Annotated in this window: 19 protein-coding genes and 1 pseudogene; 9 read left to right on the forward strand and 11 right to left on the reverse strand. The window is 64.5% G+C overall.

What is annotated here, in order from left to right; translation table 11 throughout:
* Positions 1-288: 288 nt before the first annotated feature.
* Together JKP75_RS04135 and JKP75_RS04140 are read right to left on the reverse strand one after the other, a co-directional pair.
* Positions 289-1,002: a hypothetical protein gene (locus tag JKP75_RS04135; RefSeq protein WP_200489069.1), complete on the reverse strand. Its 714-nt coding sequence runs from the start codon at positions 1,000-1,002 to the stop codon at positions 289-291.
* A 43-nt stretch (positions 1,003-1,045) separates the two neighbouring features.
* A pseudogene (locus JKP75_RS04140) lies at positions 1,046-1,919 on the reverse strand (IS5 family transposase).
* A 525-nt stretch (positions 1,920-2,444) separates the two neighbouring features.
* Here JKP75_RS04140 and JKP75_RS04145 point away from each other — a divergent pair.
* The 4 genes from JKP75_RS04145 to mshC all read left to right on the forward strand — a co-directional run bounded on the left by JKP75_RS04145 (position 2,445) and on the right by mshC (position 6,157).
* Positions 2,445-3,143 carry an RraA family protein gene (locus JKP75_RS04145; RefSeq protein ID WP_135446919.1) on the forward strand — a complete coding sequence of 233 codons (699 nt, stop codon included), beginning with the start codon at positions 2,445-2,447 and terminating at the stop codon, positions 3,141-3,143.
* A complete protein-coding gene (locus JKP75_RS04150) occupies positions 3,140-3,763 on the forward strand; it encodes a DUF1003 domain-containing protein (RefSeq protein ID WP_200489068.1) in 624 nt (207 codons plus the stop codon). Before JKP75_RS04145 ends, JKP75_RS04150 begins: the two co-directional genes overlap by 4 nt.
* A gap of 39 nt (positions 3,764-3,802) precedes the next feature.
* Positions 3,803-4,426, forward strand: coding sequence for a TetR/AcrR family transcriptional regulator (locus JKP75_RS04155; RefSeq protein ID WP_200489067.1), 624 nt, complete (start codon positions 3,803-3,805; stop codon positions 4,424-4,426).
* A gap of 492 nt (positions 4,427-4,918) precedes the next feature.
* Positions 4,919-6,157 (forward strand): cysteine--1-D-myo-inosityl 2-amino-2-deoxy-alpha-D-glucopyranoside ligase, encoded by a 1,239-nt coding sequence (gene mshC, locus JKP75_RS04160; RefSeq protein WP_135446923.1) that lies wholly within the window; start codon positions 4,919-4,921, stop codon positions 6,155-6,157.
* 47 nt (positions 6,158-6,204) lie between these two features.
* Here the strand turns inward: mshC and cysS are convergent, their stop codons facing one another.
* The 8 genes from cysS to JKP75_RS04195 form a co-directional block, all read right to left on the reverse strand.
* A complete protein-coding gene (gene cysS / locus JKP75_RS04165; protein ID WP_241548412.1) occupies positions 6,205-7,602 on the reverse strand; it encodes a cysteine--tRNA ligase in 1,398 nt (465 codons plus the stop codon).
* A 52-nt stretch (positions 7,603-7,654) separates the two neighbouring features.
* A complete protein-coding gene (locus JKP75_RS24350) occupies positions 7,655-7,912 on the reverse strand; it encodes a DUF6510 family protein (RefSeq protein WP_220477203.1) in 258 nt (85 codons plus the stop codon).
* Positions 7,909-8,664 (reverse strand): FAD-binding oxidoreductase, encoded by a 756-nt coding sequence (locus JKP75_RS04170; RefSeq protein WP_220477202.1) that lies wholly within the window; start codon positions 8,662-8,664, stop codon positions 7,909-7,911. The genes JKP75_RS24350 and JKP75_RS04170 overlap by 4 nt, the downstream gene beginning before the upstream one ends.
* Positions 8,640-9,233, reverse strand: coding sequence for a molybdopterin-dependent oxidoreductase (locus JKP75_RS04175; RefSeq protein ID WP_135446929.1), 594 nt, complete (start codon positions 9,231-9,233; stop codon positions 8,640-8,642). The genes JKP75_RS04170 and JKP75_RS04175 overlap by 25 nt, the downstream gene beginning before the upstream one ends.
* Positions 9,224-9,625: an antibiotic biosynthesis monooxygenase gene (locus JKP75_RS04180; RefSeq protein ID WP_167854061.1), complete on the reverse strand. Its 402-nt coding sequence runs from the start codon at positions 9,623-9,625 to the stop codon at positions 9,224-9,226. The genes JKP75_RS04175 and JKP75_RS04180 overlap by 10 nt, the downstream gene beginning before the upstream one ends.
* A 179-nt stretch (positions 9,626-9,804) precedes the next feature.
* Positions 9,805-10,656 (reverse strand): RNA polymerase sigma factor, encoded by an 852-nt coding sequence (locus JKP75_RS04185; protein ID WP_135446931.1) that lies wholly within the window; start codon positions 10,654-10,656, stop codon positions 9,805-9,807.
* Entirely contained in the window at positions 10,653-11,165 is a 513-nt protein-coding gene (locus tag JKP75_RS04190; RefSeq protein WP_135446933.1) for a carboxymuconolactone decarboxylase family protein, read from the reverse strand. The genes JKP75_RS04185 and JKP75_RS04190 overlap by 4 nt, the downstream gene beginning before the upstream one ends.
* Complete coding sequence (locus JKP75_RS04195; RefSeq protein WP_135446935.1) at positions 11,158-11,610, reverse strand: GNAT family N-acetyltransferase; 453 nt, start codon at positions 11,608-11,610, stop codon at positions 11,158-11,160. The genes JKP75_RS04190 and JKP75_RS04195 overlap by 8 nt, the downstream gene beginning before the upstream one ends.
* A gap of 198 nt (positions 11,611-11,808) precedes the next feature.
* Between JKP75_RS04195 and msrB the strand changes: the two genes are divergently transcribed.
* From msrB to JKP75_RS04215, 4 genes are all read left to right on the forward strand, one after another.
* Positions 11,809-12,321, forward strand: a complete 513-nt coding sequence (msrB, locus tag JKP75_RS04200; RefSeq protein ID WP_135446936.1) for a peptide-methionine (R)-S-oxide reductase MsrB — start codon at positions 11,809-11,811, stop codon at positions 12,319-12,321.
* On the forward strand, positions 12,318-12,878 hold the full coding sequence (gene msrA / locus JKP75_RS04205; RefSeq protein WP_135446938.1) for a peptide-methionine (S)-S-oxide reductase MsrA: 561 nt from the start codon (positions 12,318-12,320) through the stop codon (positions 12,876-12,878). Before msrB ends, msrA begins: the two co-directional genes overlap by 4 nt.
* A gap of 233 nt (positions 12,879-13,111) precedes the next feature.
* The gene (locus tag JKP75_RS04210; protein ID WP_182495685.1) at positions 13,112-13,753 is read left to right on the forward strand and encodes a TetR/AcrR family transcriptional regulator; all 642 of its coding nucleotides are present in this window, start codon (positions 13,112-13,114) and stop codon (positions 13,751-13,753) included.
* 264 nt (positions 13,754-14,017) lie between these two features.
* Entirely contained in the window at positions 14,018-14,371 is a 354-nt protein-coding gene (locus JKP75_RS04215) for a thioredoxin domain-containing protein (protein WP_309229499.1), read from the forward strand.
* Between the two features lie 482 nt (positions 14,372-14,853).
* Here JKP75_RS04215 and JKP75_RS23665 read toward each other — a convergent pair whose 3' ends face one another.
* Entirely contained in the window at positions 14,854-16,026 is a 1,173-nt protein-coding gene (locus tag JKP75_RS23665; protein WP_200489064.1) for a restriction endonuclease, read from the reverse strand.
* A 175-nt stretch (positions 16,027-16,201) separates the two neighbouring features.
* Between JKP75_RS23665 and mobF the strand changes: the two genes are divergently transcribed.
* Positions 16,202-16,879 (forward strand): MobF family relaxase, encoded by a 678-nt coding sequence (mobF, locus tag JKP75_RS04225; RefSeq protein ID WP_200489063.1) that lies wholly within the window; start codon positions 16,202-16,204, stop codon positions 16,877-16,879.
* Positions 16,880-16,894: the final 15 nt, after the last annotated feature.

Below are 16,894 nucleotides of genomic sequence, written 5' to 3' on the forward strand. Positions count from 1 at the left end.
GTGGAGGCGCTGAAGCCCCGGAACGGTTCGCGTGGCGCTCCGGTCGCTCCTGCTGGCCCTCGTCCTGCTGTCGGTCGCGGCCGGGAACGCCGCTCCGGGCATGAGGCGCTACGGCCATGAGCGAGGAGCCACAGGACCCGTCTCCGGCGACGCGGCCGCGGCCGCATCTGGCCCCGCCCTGCAGGGACCGGTCCTAGAGACGCCTGTCTACGGGACCGCCGAGAAGCGTTGAGGCGCGGAAACCGAGGAAACTCGCTAGCCCGGCCGGCGGCATTCCACCGCTTGCGCTCACAGGCGCATGCAATCGGTCGTCCAGTTGAAGGCCGCCATCTTCTCCCAGGGGTCCTCGTTGACCGCCTCGTGGTACCGACGGTCGTTCAGGGGGAACCGAACGCCGGGCGACGACGAGGCCCAGAGGGAAGCGAACAGGAAGTTCTCCCCGAGCTGATCGAGAAGAGCCTTCGCCACCTCCGGCGCGTAGTGCCAGACAAGCACCTTGGCGAACTCGTCAGGGAGCTCGTCGTCGTCGTCGCTGTACGCGGCGAACCCCCGACGTTCGCTGAGCTGCCCCCACACGAACGCCGGGACGAGCGGCTCGGAGCCGCAGACCTGATCGCCCATGTCCTGCCACTCGTCGACGTGCTCGGTCTCGTGGGCGTACGCGTGGAAGACGCGGTAGAGCTTGGTCAGGGCCAGGAGCCTCGCGACCGCCTCAGCCCGGTCCACCGGGTCGCCGACTGCGGTCAGGCCCGCCTCGTGGAGCGCCGACCACGCGTACCTGAGCCAAGCGTGCTCCGAGCCCTCGTACCAAACGTGCGACCACTCCTGGGCCAGCTCGCCGACCACCGCCCAGCCGGTCTCCTCGTCCTCCGCCTGCGCCTCGTCCGCGTCCTGCGGCTCGTCGTCCTCGTCGTCCTCGTCCTCGTCGTCCTCGTGCTCGTCGTCCTCGTGCTCGTCGTCGTCGTCCTCGTCGCGTCCCGCCGGGGGCCGCTGCTCCTGCATCCAGCGTTCCCAGACGGCATCCCGGTCGCCTAGAGCGTGTCTGCTAACTGCGGACCCGGTGGTGGATGATCATGCAGGCGAGGAGGACGCCGCCCAGGTAGGTGGTGGCGTACTTGTCGTATCGGGTGGCGATGGCGCGCCACTGCTTGAGCCGGCCGAAGCCGCGTTCGACGGTGTTGCGGTCCTTGTAGCGCTCCGGATCGCAGGCAGGTGGCCGGCCTCCGGCCGAGCCCTTCGCCTTGCGGCGGGCGATCTGGTCGCTGCGTTCGGGAATGGTGTGAGCGATCCTTTTCGCCCGTAGGTGCGCCCGGGTGCTGGGGTGGGAGTACGCCTTGTCGGCCAGCAGCCGGAAGGCGCCGGTGTCGCCGCGGTCGTGGGCTTCCAACAGCGGGATCAGCTGCGGGTTGTCACCGGCCTGGCCCGGTGAGAGCAGCACCGTCAGCGGGCAGCAGTACCGGTCGGTCAGCGCGTGGATCTTGGTGCTCAGCCCGCCGCGGGAACGACCCAGAGCGTGATCGGCGGGCTCGTTGGTCAGGTTCTTGTCATTCGACAGGGCCCCCTGTGTGGCCCTCGTGCCGCGCGCCGGCGGAGTGCTGATGGGCACGGGCGATGGTCGAGTCGACCGACAACAGGCTGCGCAGCTGCTCGTCGCGCTCGGGGGCTGCGGCGCGAACCGCGGCGAACATGCGCAGGTAGGTGCCGTCGTCAGACCACCGACGGTGGCGCTCCCACACCGACTGCCAGGCCCCGAAGTGCTCGGGCAGGTCACGCCACGGCGACCCCGTGCGAAACCTCCAACTGATCCCCTCCAGCGTCAGCCGGTGGTCATTCCACGGCCGCCCTTGATGGCCGCCTGCCGGCAGCACCGGCTCGATCAGCTCCCACAACTCGTCTGGAATCTCGTCCGCGCGCAGCATTCGTCGAGCGTCGCCTGCGAACCCTCAGATCTTTGGCAGACACGCTCTAGGCGGGTGTGAGTCGCGAGGCCCTACCCCAGCGTGTTGCGGCGCGCAGCCCTCTGGCCGAGAGGTCGCACAGTGGTGAGGTCGGGCAGTCATGGTCGGCGTTCTTGGTCCTCTCGCACGGCGGCAAGGCGCTCGCATCCCCGCCCCGAGGGCTTGATCTGGCTTCCGCCGCAGCGGTGCTGACTCGCGGCGCGTGTAAAAATGTAGCAGATAGTACAATCTACTACCACGGATTGGTCCGCGTCGACCGCGTCGGTGTCAGCCTCGGGCGAAGGGAACGTGACTGTCCCGAACCGCTGCAGGTGGACACTCCGTGGTCAAGAGTGCTGTTCACGCGTATTGGGACGTGTCCTGACCTCCGCCGTGAACACGTCCGGCGGTATTGCAGGCTTCGAGACCCCGGAGTCCCTGGGTGCATCAGCGCACCAGTATTTCGTACTTGACAGTACATAAAAGGCTCTGGCATCGTGATGTCCTGTGAGTGGAGAACCTCGTGCGACCAACCGCGCAAGCGCCAAGGACCGGCGGGCGCAGGCCGAGCAGATCGGTTGTGCCGACATAGTCGATGCGTTGGGTCGTCGCCACCGCCACGGCGCGCACATCCTGGGGCTGGAGAGCCCCACCCCCGGCAGGGTCCTCTTCGGACCAGCCGTGACGATCGCCTTCTTCCCCAGTTGCGCTGCAAGCGTCGACCCCGCAGTGCACGATTTCCGATCGCTGTTCCGTGAGGCAGTTGGGGACGACTCTGAGGGAAAAGTTCTTGTGCTCGCGACCAATGGCCATCCAGGCGTCTCGGTAGGCGGTGGAACGAAGCTGGGTCGCGTGCACCACTACGGGCTCGACGGAGTGCTGACAGATGGCCGACTCCGGGACTTCACTGAGCTCCGAACGTACGGGTTCACCTCGTACTGCGCTGGTGAGGCGGTGGAGGCTGGCGGTGCGCTGATCACTCCACACCGGGCGAATGTTCCCGTGGTGCTGCGCGGTGTCGGCGTCATGCCGGGCGACTATGTTTTCGCCGACGGGTCGGGTGCGGTCATCATCCCCGCTGCAGAGATCGACGAGATCCTGCTCGGTGCCATAGCGGTCAAGCAGGAGGACGCGCACTTCCGCGAGCAGATCGCGCAGGAACGCGCCAGTGCCGGGGAGAGCACCCGGGGAGAGCGAGAGCGATGACCAAGCCGGAGCGCGACGAGCAAACAGAGCAGTCACCAGAGTCTGGAAAGGGAAGTGGCGCCGGTTTGCACCGCGCTTCTCGACACCATTCCGAGCCCGAGATGGACGGCCACTTCAGCGACATCGTAGGCCGCGAGATGTTCGCTTGCCCGCACTGCGGGCACCAACTCAGCATGTTCAGAGAAGCGCGGTCGAGCCCTGGAGACAAGGCCGCTGCCTGGGTGGCGAGCGTCGCGGGCTCATGGCCGTTCCTGCTGATCCTGGTGGTGGCGATTCTCGCGTGGTTTGTCGTGAACACCATCTTGCCGTTCTTCTATCCCCACCCGACGGCCATGCTGGACTATCTAGGAACGGCTCTGGCGATCGTCGCTGCTCTGCAGGGACCGCTGATTCTGCTCACTCAGCGACGGGAGTCCGACCGGGACCGTGCGCGAGACATCGAGACGTTCCACATCTCTCAGAACACCGAAGCCGATCTGCACTCGATCAGTCATGCCATCAACTCGGTTCTTGAGCAGTGGGAACGCGACCGGTCGTCAGGTGCCGTTGACGCACCGGGAGGTAGCGGTGCGCCTGAGAAACCACGGACGGGAGCGACTCGATCGCAGGACTCATCGTGACCCCCGAGGCTGGCGGCTCCAGTCCAGATTGGGGGCACGGTGAGTGAGAAGAAGCCGCGACGGCTGACCGCCAAGGGCGAGGCCACCCGTCTGCGTATCGTCGCGGCAGCCGCCGATCTCATGTACACGCAGGGCGTTGAGGCCACCAGCGTTGACGATGTCATAGAGGCCAGCGGAACGGGCAAGTCTCAGGTTTACCACTACTTCTCGGACAAGACCGAGTTGGTTGAGGCAGTCGTGAGGGCCCAGATTGAACGGGTGCTTGGCGAGCAGGCACCATTCCTCGACGACCTGCGCACGATGCGCGGCTTCGAGCGTTGGCGGGATGCGATCGTGGTAGGAGTGCGTGGTTGGCGAGGTGCTCACGGCTGTCCGATGGGGTCGCTGGCGGGCGAGATCGCTGGCCGGTGTGAAACTGCGCGTGAGAATCTCCAACGAGGATTCAGCGTCTGGCAGCACTGGTTCCGTCTCGGACTGGAGCGCATGCAGGACTCAGGCGAGCTACGGCCGGACGCAGACCCTGAAGAGCTAGCCGTCGGTCTGATGGCCGCTGTCCAAGGCGGGTACCTCCTCGTCAAGACCACACGGGACGAGCGCAGCATGGCGATCGCGCTCGACATGGCTCTCGATTCCATCCGCGTCGCGCTGAGCGCCGCAGAGTGAACTGCGGGGGAGGGCACATGCCTTCTGAAGCACGAGTTCCAGAGCTCGCGCGCGATTCCACGAGCCATGCCATGGTGAGGAGTTGTGCCCCCGACTCTCACAGTTCGAGCTCTATCCACTCGATGCCTCCCGAGCATGATGGTGCGAGTCAGGCCACAGCCAGCTTGCAGGCAATGGTCGATCGGGTTCCTGAAGGCTGGACCGTCGTCGCATACGAAGGTCGCTCATACGGATTGACCCGTACCACGCGAGTGCATGGCCAGAGCATCAGCATCTCGGCCGAGGAGCTAGGAGGGGACGACCTGATCAGCGCCAACGTGTACCGCACTCGCAAAGCAGAGCACCTACGGCCCTGTGAGGTATCCGAAGCCAAGGTGCTGGCATTCCTGCGCGGATGGACGCCCGCATGAGCCCTCGCGACACTCTGTCAGCAGGATCAGGAATCCACGCCGAATCCTCTGGTGTGGCTTCATCGACTACGAGGACCACGACATGTTGGCATGGCCCCGTCTAGAGATTCCACGCTTGGATGTACACGGGCCCGCAGTCTCGGTCTATGACACTGAGAACCGATCCTTGGTGACGTTGCCGCCGAATGACGCCGCGCGGATGTACGTCTGCGGCATCACACCCTACGACTCCACTCATCTCGGCCATGCGGCAACCTACGTCGGCTTTGACCTACTCAACCGCGCCCTTCGAAACGCCGGGCACGATGTCATCTATGTTCAGAACGTCACCGACATCGATGACCCGCTGCTGGAACGCGCCCACGCGCGAGGCATTCCCTGGAGTGATCTCGCACAACGCGAGACCGAGCGATTCCGACAGGACATGACAGCCTTACGCGTCCTGCCACCCGCACACTTCGTCGGAGTCTCCGAGGCCGTCACCAAGATCATCTCTCGCATCGAGATGTTGAAGGAGCGCGGCTCTATCTACCGAGTGGGAACCGACCTCTACTTCGAGGTGTCTGCCGACCCATCCTTCGGCCGCGTATCGTCACTCGACCGCGATGTGATGTTGAAGGACTTCGCCGAGCGTGGCGGTGACCCCGATCGGAGAGGCAAGCGCGACCCGCTCGACTGCCTGGTTTGGCGCGGCGAGCGGCAAGGGGAGCCGTCCTGGCCCAGTCCGTGGGGGCCGGGACGACCCGGTTGGCACATCGGATGCACCACAATCGCCCAGGAACATCTGGGATCATCCTTCGACGTACAGGGCGGAGGACGAGACCTGGCATTCCCGCACCACGAGATGTCCGCAGGACTCGGTCATGTCATTCATCCACAGCATCGGTTCGCGCAGACCTTCGTCCATGCCGGGATGGTTGCGTACGACGGCGAGAAGATGTCGAAGTCGCGCGGAAACCTGGTCTTCGTCTCCTCTCTGCGAAAGCAAGGAGTGGACCCTGCGGCCATCCGCCTCGCCCTCATGCGGCACCACTATCGATCAAGCTGGGAGTGGACAGACGCCGAAATCTCGGCCGCACTCGACACATTGAAGCAGTGGCGTCGTGCCCTGGCTCTCGGTAGCGGGGCGCCGGCAGCACCGGTCGAGCAGGCCGTGCTCTCGGCACTAGCCGCCGACCTTGACGCTCCGGCCGCAGTCACCATTTTGCAGGAGTGGGTTGACGCCTCGCTTGGTACCGACACAGTGGCAGACAAGCGAGACAGCTCTGCCCCTATGACGGTTCGACGTCTGGCGGACGCCTCACTCGGTCTCTTGCTCTGATCGGATCACCCCGGAACGGAAGTATTCGACCATCGTGCACGAGTTGGCTACGCCTGCGTCCAGGTGGTGCCTGAGGTGTGGTCCTGGATGGCGATCCCAGCGCTAGCCAGTTCGTTCCGGATGCGGTCGGCGGTGGAGAAATCTCCTGCGTCCCGCGCATGAGAGCGATTCGCGAGTAGAACCTCGACGAGGGTAGAGATCGTGCTGCCATGAACGTCGGCTCGCGGGGCGGTCGTGAAGCCGCCGGGCTCGATCCCTAACACTTCGGTCATCGCGAGCACCGATTCGTACGTAGACATGGCGGCAGCTGGATCGCCGTTATCCAGAGCGATGTTGCCCGCGCGCACGTGGTCGTGCAGGACTGCGAGCGCCGCTGGGACATTCAGGTCGTCGTCGAGCGCGGCCGCGAAGGCAATGGGCGGCGTCGGGGCGTCGGATGCTGTGTTCGCGAGTCGTGTGCGTGCTCGGTGCTGGAACGTCGCGATTCTCGTGACTGCAGCCTCGGTGTGCGTGAGATCCTTCTCCTGATAGTCCAAGGCACTGCGGTAGTGCGCGCTGAGCAGGTAGTAACGCAGCGTCGCCGGGCCGACACGGCGGAGGAGTTCATCGGCATACAGAGAGTTGTTCAGCGACTTGGCCATCTTCTGCCCGTCGATCGTGACGAGGCCGTTGTGTATCCAGTACTTGGCGAACTCGTCGCCTGCTGCGGTGGACTGGGCAAGCTCGTTCTCATGGTGCGGGAATCGCAGGTCGAGGCCGCCTCCGTGGATGTCGAACGCACGTCCGAGGTAGTGCTGGGACATCGCTGAGCACTGTATGTGCCATCCCGGCCTGCCGGTTCCCCACGGTGAGCGCCAACGCGCGGATTCTGGGTCGCTGGGCTTGGCTCCCTTCCAAAGCGCGAAGTCGCGGGGATCGATCTTTGCCCCGCCAGGCCCTTTATCAGGGTCCGCTACGGCGCCGGGGGTCTGCCTGGTGAGCTTGCCGTATGCCCGCCAGCTGCTGACATCGAAGTAGACGTCGCCGGAGCCGTCGCTGGCGACGTAGGCGTGTCCGCGGCGAAGGAGTCGTTCGATCAGGGTCAGTGCCTGCGGGATGTGACCGGAAGTTCGGGGCTCATGGGTTGGCGGGAGAACACCCAGCGCGGCGTACGAGCGCGCGAACTCCGTCTCGACACGGTAGGCGCGTGCCCACCATGGTTCAGTCTCGGTTGCCAGGTCCAGAACCTTGTCGTCGACGTCGGTGACGTTGCGAACGAGGGTGACCGCGTAGCCGCGGTGGGTGAGCCAGCGTCGCCAGAGATCGTAGACGAGGGCGCTACGAAGGTGCCCGATGTGAGGCGCGGACTGCACGGTTGGCCCGCACACATAGATTGAGACTCGTCCTGGGTTCAGCGGGACGAAGTTGCGTAGCTTCCGGACAGCACTGTCGTAGATGCGAAGCATCAGTCCGCAGCCCCCTGCCTGGTAGAAGCCGCGATCGCGGCGAGCGGACCAGTCATAGGTGGGGCACCCTGATGTAGTCCAGGCCCGAGAGGTTCACTAGCGTCTCTCGGAAACCGCGGACGATGACGCCCAGCACCGCCTGACAATGGCCGCACCGCATGACTGCACCCATGGCTGTGATGAAGACATGCGCGCAAGCGAGGTTGAAAGAGCTGCCGCAGCTCCGGCACCTACCGACCGTCACAGTGATCTCGATACCGAGAGTAGTCGCGAAGGCACCTGCGAGGGCGTTTCCGTCGACGTGCGTCATGGACTGCCTCCGAATCGTTCCGTACGAATCTGTGCGGGGTCGTGACCGAGTTCGACAAGCCAACCCGCGACGGCCTCGACGAACGGCGTTGGTCCGCAGACGAAGATGCGTGGCGACAACGATGCGGGAAAGGTCGACGCGGCGAGCGCCTCGCGCGTCAATCGTCTAGGTGGCCGGCCCGCTCCGGGCGCTGATTCGCGCGTGTGGACAATCTCGACGATGGTTCGTGAGAGTTCTGCCAGTTCGTCAGCGAAGAACTCATCGCGCGGACTGCGGACCGAGTACAGCAGCCGAAAGTCAGCGCCTTTCGGCTCACGTTCACGTGCTGAGGCCATTGAGAACAACGGCACAACCCCCGATCCGCCTGCGATGAGCTGAACCGGTGACTGCTCGGGCTCAGCGGGGATCCAGACGAAGAAGCGTCCGAGCGGTCCTTGTACTTCGACTTCTTCACCTTCTGCGAGTTGGCGCACGAGAAAGGGCGACACCTCGCCCCCGGGCAGCTCCTGGATCACCAGTACAACCCGTGTCGACTCACCCGAGGACGCCAGCGAGTAAGACCGGGACGCCTGGTACCCGTCCGGTGCCGTGAGCCGGATGTCGAGATGAGCTCCGGCGACGTTTCCAGGCCAGGTCGGAACATCCAGCTCAAGGCGGATGGCCGCCTCGGTCTCAAACTGCCGACTGAGCACCCGCCCGAGGTGCCACCGGACTCGGCTAGGAGTCATCACCAGTAGCGTTCCTCTCGCCATGGGTCGCCACGGAGGTGGTAGCCGTTCTGTTCCCAGAACCCCGGGTCGTCCGAGGGCATCATTTCCATTCCTCGAACCCACTTCGCGCTCTTCCAGAAGTAGAGGTGGGGCACGAGGAGCCGGGCCGGACCTCCGTGCTCGGGAGTAAGGGGTTCGCCCTCCGCCTCGGTGGCTAGCCATGCCTGCCCATCGAGGAGGTCTTCGAGTGGGAGGTTGGTGGTGTATCCGCCGTAGCTACGGACCATCACGTAGTCGTAACTGGTCTCGACATCCTCGAACAGCCGGTCCATGGGCACGCCACGCCAAGCCATGTCCAGTTTCGACCAGTGGGTGACGCAGTGGATATCGGTGACGACGTCTTCGACGCCTACCTCCTGAAGCTCACCCCAGTTCCACCGGTGCGTGACCTCGTCTTCGGTCGTGATCGTGAAGCTCCATCGGCCCTCGTCGACATTGGGCGTGGGTCCCGTCGAGAGCACCGGCCAGTCGTAGACGTGGGTCTGCCCAGGAGGCAGTCGCGGGTCGCTGGAGCCATGCCGTCCTCCGAACCCGCCGTTGATCACTCCCATGACTGCCCCTCCTGCGGGAACTCGCTACTGTGGCCTGCGCGAACGGTCGGCGTCGCTGACGAGGGAGCGATGCTGGGTAGGTGTTCCGGACGAACATCGCTCTTGACATGGCGTTCGACGACTTCGCGGACTGCGACGTCGTAACTCGTGAACACGTACCGCTTGCCCGACGCCTTGGCGATCCTGTGGTCGGGGTTTTCGCCCCATTCTTCAAGGCTCTGCAGGTCGTCGAACTCGACGACCAGTGCCGACTCCCCGTCCTCAGCGGTGAACATCTTGTGCTCGATGTGGTTAGGACTCTGTTGGATGAGGATGTGCATCTGGTTGTAGAGCCGGTCGTGTTCGGCCCGCTGCTCGGGCGCGACGTAGCACCGGAAGACGGCGAGGGTCATTGTGAAACCTCCCGTTTCTTGGTGTCGATGGTCTTGAGCCACTGCCGGCAGTTCGTCGCCGGAGTGTCCTGGCAGAGAGCCGACCGAGCGGCGTGGCCACCGGCGCGTGATCCGCTGGACATAGGTGCCAGTCACCACGCCAGTGCCCTCGATACGGCGGCTGGATCGGCAGGACGCAGTCACGCTCTGACAGCCATGTACTCGTTGACGACGCCGCGGAGGTGTATCCGAGCGCGATGCAGAGCGTCGACGGCATCGACCTTGTCGAGGCGAAGCACGTAGGCCGCGTCCGCCAGTGATACGTCATCGATGTCGACGAGTTGTACCAACTGGCCGAGCGGATCGGCCAAACGTGCGACGGCGCCGTCCACCACTCGATACAGATCGGTGGTGAACACCTCGTCGTCCGGGCTCAGGGTATTGGTCTGGCCCCAGCGGTTCGGTGCGTCAATGTGGCGTCCAGCATCGGGTCCAATGTCGTAGAAGTCGGGGTAGAAGAACTCCGCAGTATCAGCGTCGGGATCCAGCTCGGCGGTCTGGTTCTCGGCTCTTGTTCGATAGTCGTCGAGGCTCCGTACCGTTGGCTCAGGCTCAGCGAATGCTCGATCGGCTAGGTCCCGGGCGAGCGCCAGAGGGTCCAACCCCCTTGGGCTTTCCTCGAATGCTGAGAGCAGAGTCTCTTGGACCAGGTCTTCCGCAACGTGTGGGGCGAGACTCCGGGCGAGTCCAAAGAGGAGGCGAGTGATCTCACTGGGATCGCTGGGCCTCTCGGTCTCGCCGTCGACGATGTCGTGAAGTAGGAGCGAGACACTGTCGGGCAGATGGGGCAGATCATGCGGTTCGGCATCAGCCACGAGATCAGTGACGGTCTCGACCTGGTGCGTGAACAGCCGGCAGTCCGGGCATGCGTAGAGATGCTGCTGGGCTACCTCGGCGTCGGCTTCATCCAGAAGACCCATTCGGAACTGGGTGAGTTCCTCGGTGTACTCGGCGCATGACAGCTCGGTCGCGTTGACTGGTGCGTGGCTCATGGCGACTCCTTTGACGCCAGGCTCGGAGTGGCACCCTGAGCCAGCTTCAGGCGGGTCCACACGTTCATGTTGATGACGACCGCGGCGATCTCTGCGACTTCGCGCTCCGTGAAGTGAAGCCGCAGTTCTTCGTGCAGGGCCGGAATCTCCTCGTGACGGAACGAGGTGAGACCTTCGCAGTAGGCGAGCGCGGCTCTCTGCCTGGGCGAGTACATGGTGCTCTCACGCCACGACGCCAGGTGTGCGGCTTGTTCGGGCCGGATCCCGATCCTGGCCGCCACCTCGGCGTGGAGAATCAGGCAGTACGAGCAGGGGTTGAGCTGTGCGACGCGCAGACGGAGGAGCTGTAGCAGGACACGGTCTCCCGACAGCTCTGCGGCGTAGCCGAACTGCGTGGCCATGTCTTTGGCGAGTTCGTGGAACGGCGTGAGGTCTGGGTCGAAGCGAGTGTTCTCGAACCGGAGACTCCCGAGTACCGGCTTCGGGTTTTCGGTGCCGGGCTCAGACATCGCCCCGACCGTCCCGTCCAACGCCCGGAATGTCCACCATGGCGGCGTACTCGGGGTTGCGCTCGATGAAGGACCGGAACACGGGACACCTCACGGTCGCGCTCTTGCCCTCCGCGCGGATGCTGTCCAGCACCCTGCGGGTGAGTTCGGTCGCCAAGCCCTGTCCTCGGTAGTCCGGCAGGATCGAGGTCGCCAGCAGCGTCACTCTGCCGTTCTTCTCCGCGAACGGGACGGCTCCGAACTCGACACCATCCTTGATTGCGACGAAGGTGCTGGCCTGAGCATCCACCGCGATCGAGAACGACGAGCCGTTCTCGAGGTTCGTCGACCTGGCACCGGGCTCGTGATGCCGTTCGCCTGCGTCCGTGAAGGCGCCACCAGCCTGATTCTGGTCCTGTGAGTCCACAGTTTCTGTCACCTGACCCAGGTCCTCGGGTTCGTTCATGTCGCTTCCTCTCCGACCTCTGTCGCCGGAACTGCATCGCCGAAGAGTCTTGTTTCAGCCCTTGATAGCCTGGTTACATCGGTCTTGTCGGTCGTCGCGAGACCAGCCGCCCCGCCTCGGGGGCGACGCATCGTCTGGCCTCGACTCTACCGCAGGACATGTGGAATAGTTGGACCGCCGGGTCCGTTACAGCATGTGATGGCGCGGCCGCGTCACCTGCTAGGAGGAGCCAAAGTGACCACCAACGACTACCGCAAGACCCCTGAGTCGCTCAGCCGCCTGAGCGACGAGCAGCATCGGGTGACGCAACAGGACGGCACAGAGCCGGCCTATCGGAACGAGTACTGGGACAACCACGAGCCTGGCATCTACGTCGACATCGTCTCGGGTCAGCCGCTGTTCTCGTCCACCGACAAGTACGACAGCGGCACGGGATGGCCGAGTTTCACGGCGCCCATCGCCGCCGACGCTGTCGCGACCAAGGCGGATCGGACGCACGGCATGATCCGCACAGAGGTGCGCTCGGCGGGCGCCGACAGTCATCTCGGGCACCTGTTCCACGACGGACCCGCCGCCGGGGGCCAGAGGTACTGCATGAACTCGGCCGCGATGCGCTTCGTTCCTGCCTCCAAGCTCGTCGAGGAGGGCTACGGCCAATTCAGTGCACTGTTCGACACCGACCAGGACTCTACGAAGGGAGCCACCGCATGACCAGCGGGACCAACGACAGCGGGGAGATCACGCAAGTCTCGGGAGCGGAGACAGCCGTTCTGGCGGGCGGGTGCTTCTGGGGCATGCAGGACCTGATCCGCCGCCGGCCCGGCGTCCTCGAAACCCGCGTCGGGTACACGGGCGGGCAGAACGAACACCCGACCTACCGCGACCACCCAGGCCATGCGGAGGCGATCGAGGTCGTCTTCGACCCTTCGAGGACGAGCTATCGCGACATCCTGGCGCTGTTCTTCCAGATCCATGATCCCTCGACGTTGAATCGTCAGGGGAACGACCGGGGCACGAGTTACCGGTCCGCGATCTTCCCGGTCACGCCGGAGCAGGAGCGGATCGCCCACGACACGATCGCGGATGTCAACGCGTCGGGTCTGTGGCCGGGCAAGGCAGCCACCAGTATCGAGCCTGTCGGTCCGTTCTGGGAGGCGGAGCCCGAGCACCAGGACTACCTGGAGAAGTATCCGAACGGCTACACCTGCCACTTCCCCCGCGACGGCTGGGTGCTGCCTGAGCGGCGTTCGCCCAGCGTGGCGACGTAGCAAGGTTCTGCGGTTGGGCCCGGGCATCTGGGGTCGAGATCCACCTCTCCACTCCCGACGGGCCGCGACGGGAGTCGCCTGGGCAGCCTGGCCCAACCGTGAGAAGCCCTGGTCCTTGACGTACGGCATGAGGCTCTCGTCGACTGCTCGCGAGGGTGGTCCACATGGATGGTCGTTGGCATCTGAGTGCCGGCGAGAGCGCCCGACCAATCCGAGACGATTAGCCTTGGGGCATGACCGACAGCGCCAGCGGCCCCCGTCCGCGCCGCTTGACGGCTCGCGGCGCCGCAACGAAGGCACGGATTATCGAGGCGGCCGATCAGTTGATGTACGAGCGCGGCGTTGCCTCGACGACTCTGGCGGACGTCCGTGCGTCGAGTGGGACGTCGAAGTCGCAGCTCTATCAGCACTTCGCCGAGAAGGACGCACTGGTGAAGGAAGTCATTGAGGCACGCGCGGAGGCTCTGCTGTCGCAGCAACGTCGTCGCCTTACGAGGGTCGAGTCGCTGCGCGGACTCGAACTCTGGCGCGATGAGCTAGTTGAGCGCAATGGTCTCCGGAACGGCGCCTTTGGGTGCCCACTCGGAGCGCTGGCGAATGAGATCGCTGATCATGACGAAGACACACGAAAGGTCATTGCTGCTCATTTTGACGTCTGGCTCCAACTCTTGACCGACGCGATTGAAGAGTTGAAGAAGCGCGGCGTGCTAACCGCGAGCGCCGATGCGCACGCGTTGGCTACCGGGCTGCTGGCTGCTCTGCAGGGAGGGTATCTACTCGCCAAGACGGCCCGAGACGTCCGTCCCATGCGGGTGGTCCTCGACATGGCCATCGCACAGGTGCGTGCGTACTCGACGGAGAGTGGCTCTGTGTGACTGTGCCGCGGCTCGCTCGGCTGCTGTGAGCCTGAGCCTCGTCCGGGGTCGGTAGATTTTCTGGACTCTCAGGTCCTAGAATCGTTCACGACCCTACGCGCGGGGACGTACTGTATTGTCTCCGCTTGCCCCATGAAGCCAGCCATAGCTACTGCGGGAGTCATGCAGGTTGCGCAGCTCGGAGCGAGCAACCATCATATGGATGGACCCTTGGGTCCATTTAGGAGTCGCCGAGCGATTGGACGGAAGATGGCAACGGTTGATGTGACAGACAAGAACTTCCGCGAAGTGACCGAGCGGGATGGGATCGCGATCCTCGACTTCTGGGCCACCTGGTGCGGTGCGTGCAAGGCGTTTGCACCAGTCTACGAGGCAGCCTCTGAGAACCACCCGGATATCCTCTTCGGCAAGGTCGACACCGAGGCGGCGCACCAGTTGTCTGAGTCACTCGGAATCCGCGCGCTACCAACAATCGCGGTCTACCGCGACTCGATCAGGGTGTTCTTCCAGGCCGGGGCGCTCCCGAGGCCCGCGCTTGACGACCTGATCACGCAGGTACGGGCCCTCGATATGGTGCAAGTGCGAGCCGAGATCGAGAGCCATGCCCACGTCCACTAGTAGTTGCTGTGCGCTGGACGATCGAGTCTCAGGCGAGGTTTCGTCCAGCGGACTCCGGAGATGGGCAGGCCATGAAGAACGGCGATGTATTCCTGCCCTGAGGATATCCGCTACGCGGTGACCAGAGGGTCGCGAGGATCGCTCAAAGCAGACCTTCATATGGCAGGCAAGACCACGTATCCGGAGAACAGGGACCCGACCCGCAGACGGCGCCTGCCAGCAGGGGTGTGGTCGCGCATGGTGGCTCCGGCGGCTCGGTGACCCCGGACCCGAACTTCTCGTGGAGCCCTTCGCCGGGCTGGTCACTCGCCAGGTGCACGACCTTGCTCAACCGCCGCTGACGCCTCGCCGAACGACACAACGAGACGCACCCATTCCCGGCGATCAGGCCGCCGCCGATCCGTCTCTCGCTCAGCCCGCCATCGGAGTTGCCACGCGTCTTGCAGGTCGAGGTAGAGTGTCGCGAATCGCTCACGTCGGACTTACGAGCGGAGGCCGTAGCTCGCGATCAAGTCCGGTCGTTGCGACAACTGCGTTTCGAGGCGGCTATCTGCCCAAAGCTCGATGAACGGAAGTTTCCCATCGACGTTGTGCTTCTCGACGATCGCCACCGCGTCGGTGGTGAAGCGACCGCTCGTCGCGATCACCAAAGTCCGAACGACCGGCGGCTCCCAGAGCGACAGCGCCGCCAAGGTATTCGTGATGTCGGCAGGTGCGACAGATTTGGACGTCCAGTGCTTGGCCTGCACGATGACCCGCTCGGTTCGCGTCGTCCCGCCGTCGTCCCTTATGACGCGTTCAGCGGACAGATCGCGGCCCCGATCGGGCGCGCGCGTCTTCATCAACCACTCGACGTTCTGGTAACTGGGAAAGCCGCGTAAAAGGTCAAACAGCAGTCGCTCGAAGCCGTCGTCATCAAGAGCACCCCAATCGAGCCCGATGCTTGCACCACCTGCGGGTTTCGCGGAAGCAGCTACGCCGAGGTCGACCGCTGGCACCGGCAAAGGGTCGGATTCGGAGAGACTCGCGGCCTCAATGTCAGCCCGGACAGACGGCCAATCCATCTCGGCGATGTCGTGCCAATCGTGCCCCTGACTGAAACGGAGATGCCGGTGAAGATCGCCCCATCGTCCCTTTCGGTCAGTGGTGTCGCCGAGCAACCGCTCGATCTCGCTGATCGACTCCTCCACCGCCTTCGTTCTGAGATCGTCCACGCGATCGGACGAGTCCCGCGCAACGGAATCAGTGATCTGACCAAGGGTCGCGTTGATCGTCGACACGAGATCGTCGAGGCGCTCGTGAATCGCCCGGCGACGCGCTTGAGCAAGTTTGAATCTGTACTCGTCGAGCTGTTGGCCCGGCTTCTCCAACTCGTTCATGAGAGCGAAAGCAGGCTCGCCGATCTCGAAGTAATCGATGAAAGATTGCCCCGCCTCGTCGATGTCGGGCAGCTCCTCGGTGACTGTGAACCCGTCGATCGGGGGCAGCCCCGCGAGCAGCGGCGTCCACGCCCGACGCAGATCCTCATACTCCCGATTCGTACCCCGCTGAGGGCTCGACGGGATCATCGGCTCCGCGCGGTCCCAGATCGCTTGGAGCTTGGCAAGGTTTGCCGCGGCGCGATCCATCACCTGTAGCAACTCGTCGAGATTCACCCCACTAGTCTCCCAGCACCCGAATTCCGGAGATGTATGTCAGCGTCGACGTGTCGAACTGACGGAGCCAAGCAGTGGATGCCGGATGTCGCGGCCGGCCGCACCAGCGGGCATTTCCGGGGCGGAGGTCACGGGCGTCTGCTGCTCACCTGACTGCCGAAAAGGCGGTGGTCTCGTGACGGTCTCGATGCGGGTGATGAGCGCTGGAGACGGCTACAAGTACCTCCTGCGTACGGTCGCGGCCGCAGACGGCGATCGGACTCTCTCGACGCCGTTGACGAGGTATTACGTGGAGGCGGGCACCCCACCCGGGCAGTGGCTCGGCTCCGGCGTCGCCTCACTCGGCAAGGGCCAGCTCGCGGTCGGGGACCGGGTTTCGGAGGCCCAGCTCCAGCTCGTGATGGGGATGGGTCGTGATCCGATCACCGGCGACGCGCTCGGCCTCGCGTTCCCCGCCTACAAGTCGGTCCCGGAGCGGATCGAGGCCCGGATCGCCGATCTCGACCCATCGCTGAGTCCGGGCGCGAAAGGTGAGGCGGTCGCGCGAATTGAGGCTGAGGAGGCCGAGCGTGGGAAGCGTCGCGCGGTGGCCGGGTTCGACTTCACCTTCTCGATCCCGAAGTCGGCCTCGGCACTGTGGGCGGTCGCCGACGCCGGGACCCAAGCCCTGATCGGTGAGGCGCATCATGCGGCGGTTGCGGAGGTGGTTGCGTTCATGGAGCGTGAGGTTGCAGCCACCCGGTCGGGCGCAACCGCCGGCGACGGTGCCGTTGCGCAGGTCGATGTCACCGGGTTGGTGGCGACGGCGTTCGATCACTTCGACTCCCGCGAGCTTGTCAACTTCTCTGTGTAAGACCTGCAGTCGATC

Origin of the sequence: Blastococcus sp. TML/M2B, assembly GCF_016612865.1 — a bacterium.
Classification (GTDB): Bacteria; Actinomycetota; Actinomycetes; order Mycobacteriales; family Geodermatophilaceae; genus Blastococcus.

Coding starts and splice junctions, on each gene's coding strand:
- JKP75_RS04135 (WP_200489069.1), bottom strand. CDS start 1,002: ATGCAGGAGCAGCGGCCCCCGGCGGGACGCGACGAGGACGACGACGAC.
- JKP75_RS04150 (WP_200489068.1), top strand. CDS start 3,140: ATGACCAAGCCGGAGCGCGACGAGCAAACAGAGCAGTCACCAGAGTCT.
- mshC (WP_135446923.1), top strand. CDS start 4,919: ATGTTGGCATGGCCCCGTCTAGAGATTCCACGCTTGGATGTACACGGG.
- cysS (WP_241548412.1), bottom strand. CDS start 7,602: ATGCTTCGCATCTACGACAGTGCTGTCCGGAAGCTACGCAACTTCGTC.
- JKP75_RS24350 (WP_220477203.1), bottom strand. CDS start 7,912: ATGACGCACGTCGACGGAAACGCCCTCGCAGGTGCCTTCGCGACTACT.
- JKP75_RS04170 (WP_220477202.1), bottom strand. CDS start 8,664: ATGGCGAGAGGAACGCTACTGGTGATGACTCCTAGCCGAGTCCGGTGG.
- JKP75_RS04175 (WP_135446929.1), bottom strand. CDS start 9,233: ATGGGAGTGATCAACGGCGGGTTCGGAGGACGGCATGGCTCCAGCGAC.
- JKP75_RS04180 (WP_167854061.1), bottom strand. CDS start 9,625: ATGACCCTCGCCGTCTTCCGGTGCTACGTCGCGCCCGAGCAGCGGGCC.
- JKP75_RS04185 (WP_135446931.1), bottom strand. CDS start 10,656: ATGAGCCACGCACCAGTCAACGCGACCGAGCTGTCATGCGCCGAGTAC.
- JKP75_RS04190 (WP_135446933.1), bottom strand. CDS start 11,165: ATGTCTGAGCCCGGCACCGAAAACCCGAAGCCGGTACTCGGGAGTCTC.
- JKP75_RS04195 (WP_135446935.1), bottom strand. CDS start 11,610: ATGAACGAACCCGAGGACCTGGGTCAGGTGACAGAAACTGTGGACTCA.
- msrB (WP_135446936.1), top strand. CDS start 11,809: ATGGCGCGGCCGCGTCACCTGCTAGGAGGAGCCAAAGTGACCACCAAC.
- msrA (WP_135446938.1), top strand. CDS start 12,318: ATGACCAGCGGGACCAACGACAGCGGGGAGATCACGCAAGTCTCGGGA.
- JKP75_RS04210 (WP_182495685.1), top strand. CDS start 13,112: ATGACCGACAGCGCCAGCGGCCCCCGTCCGCGCCGCTTGACGGCTCGC.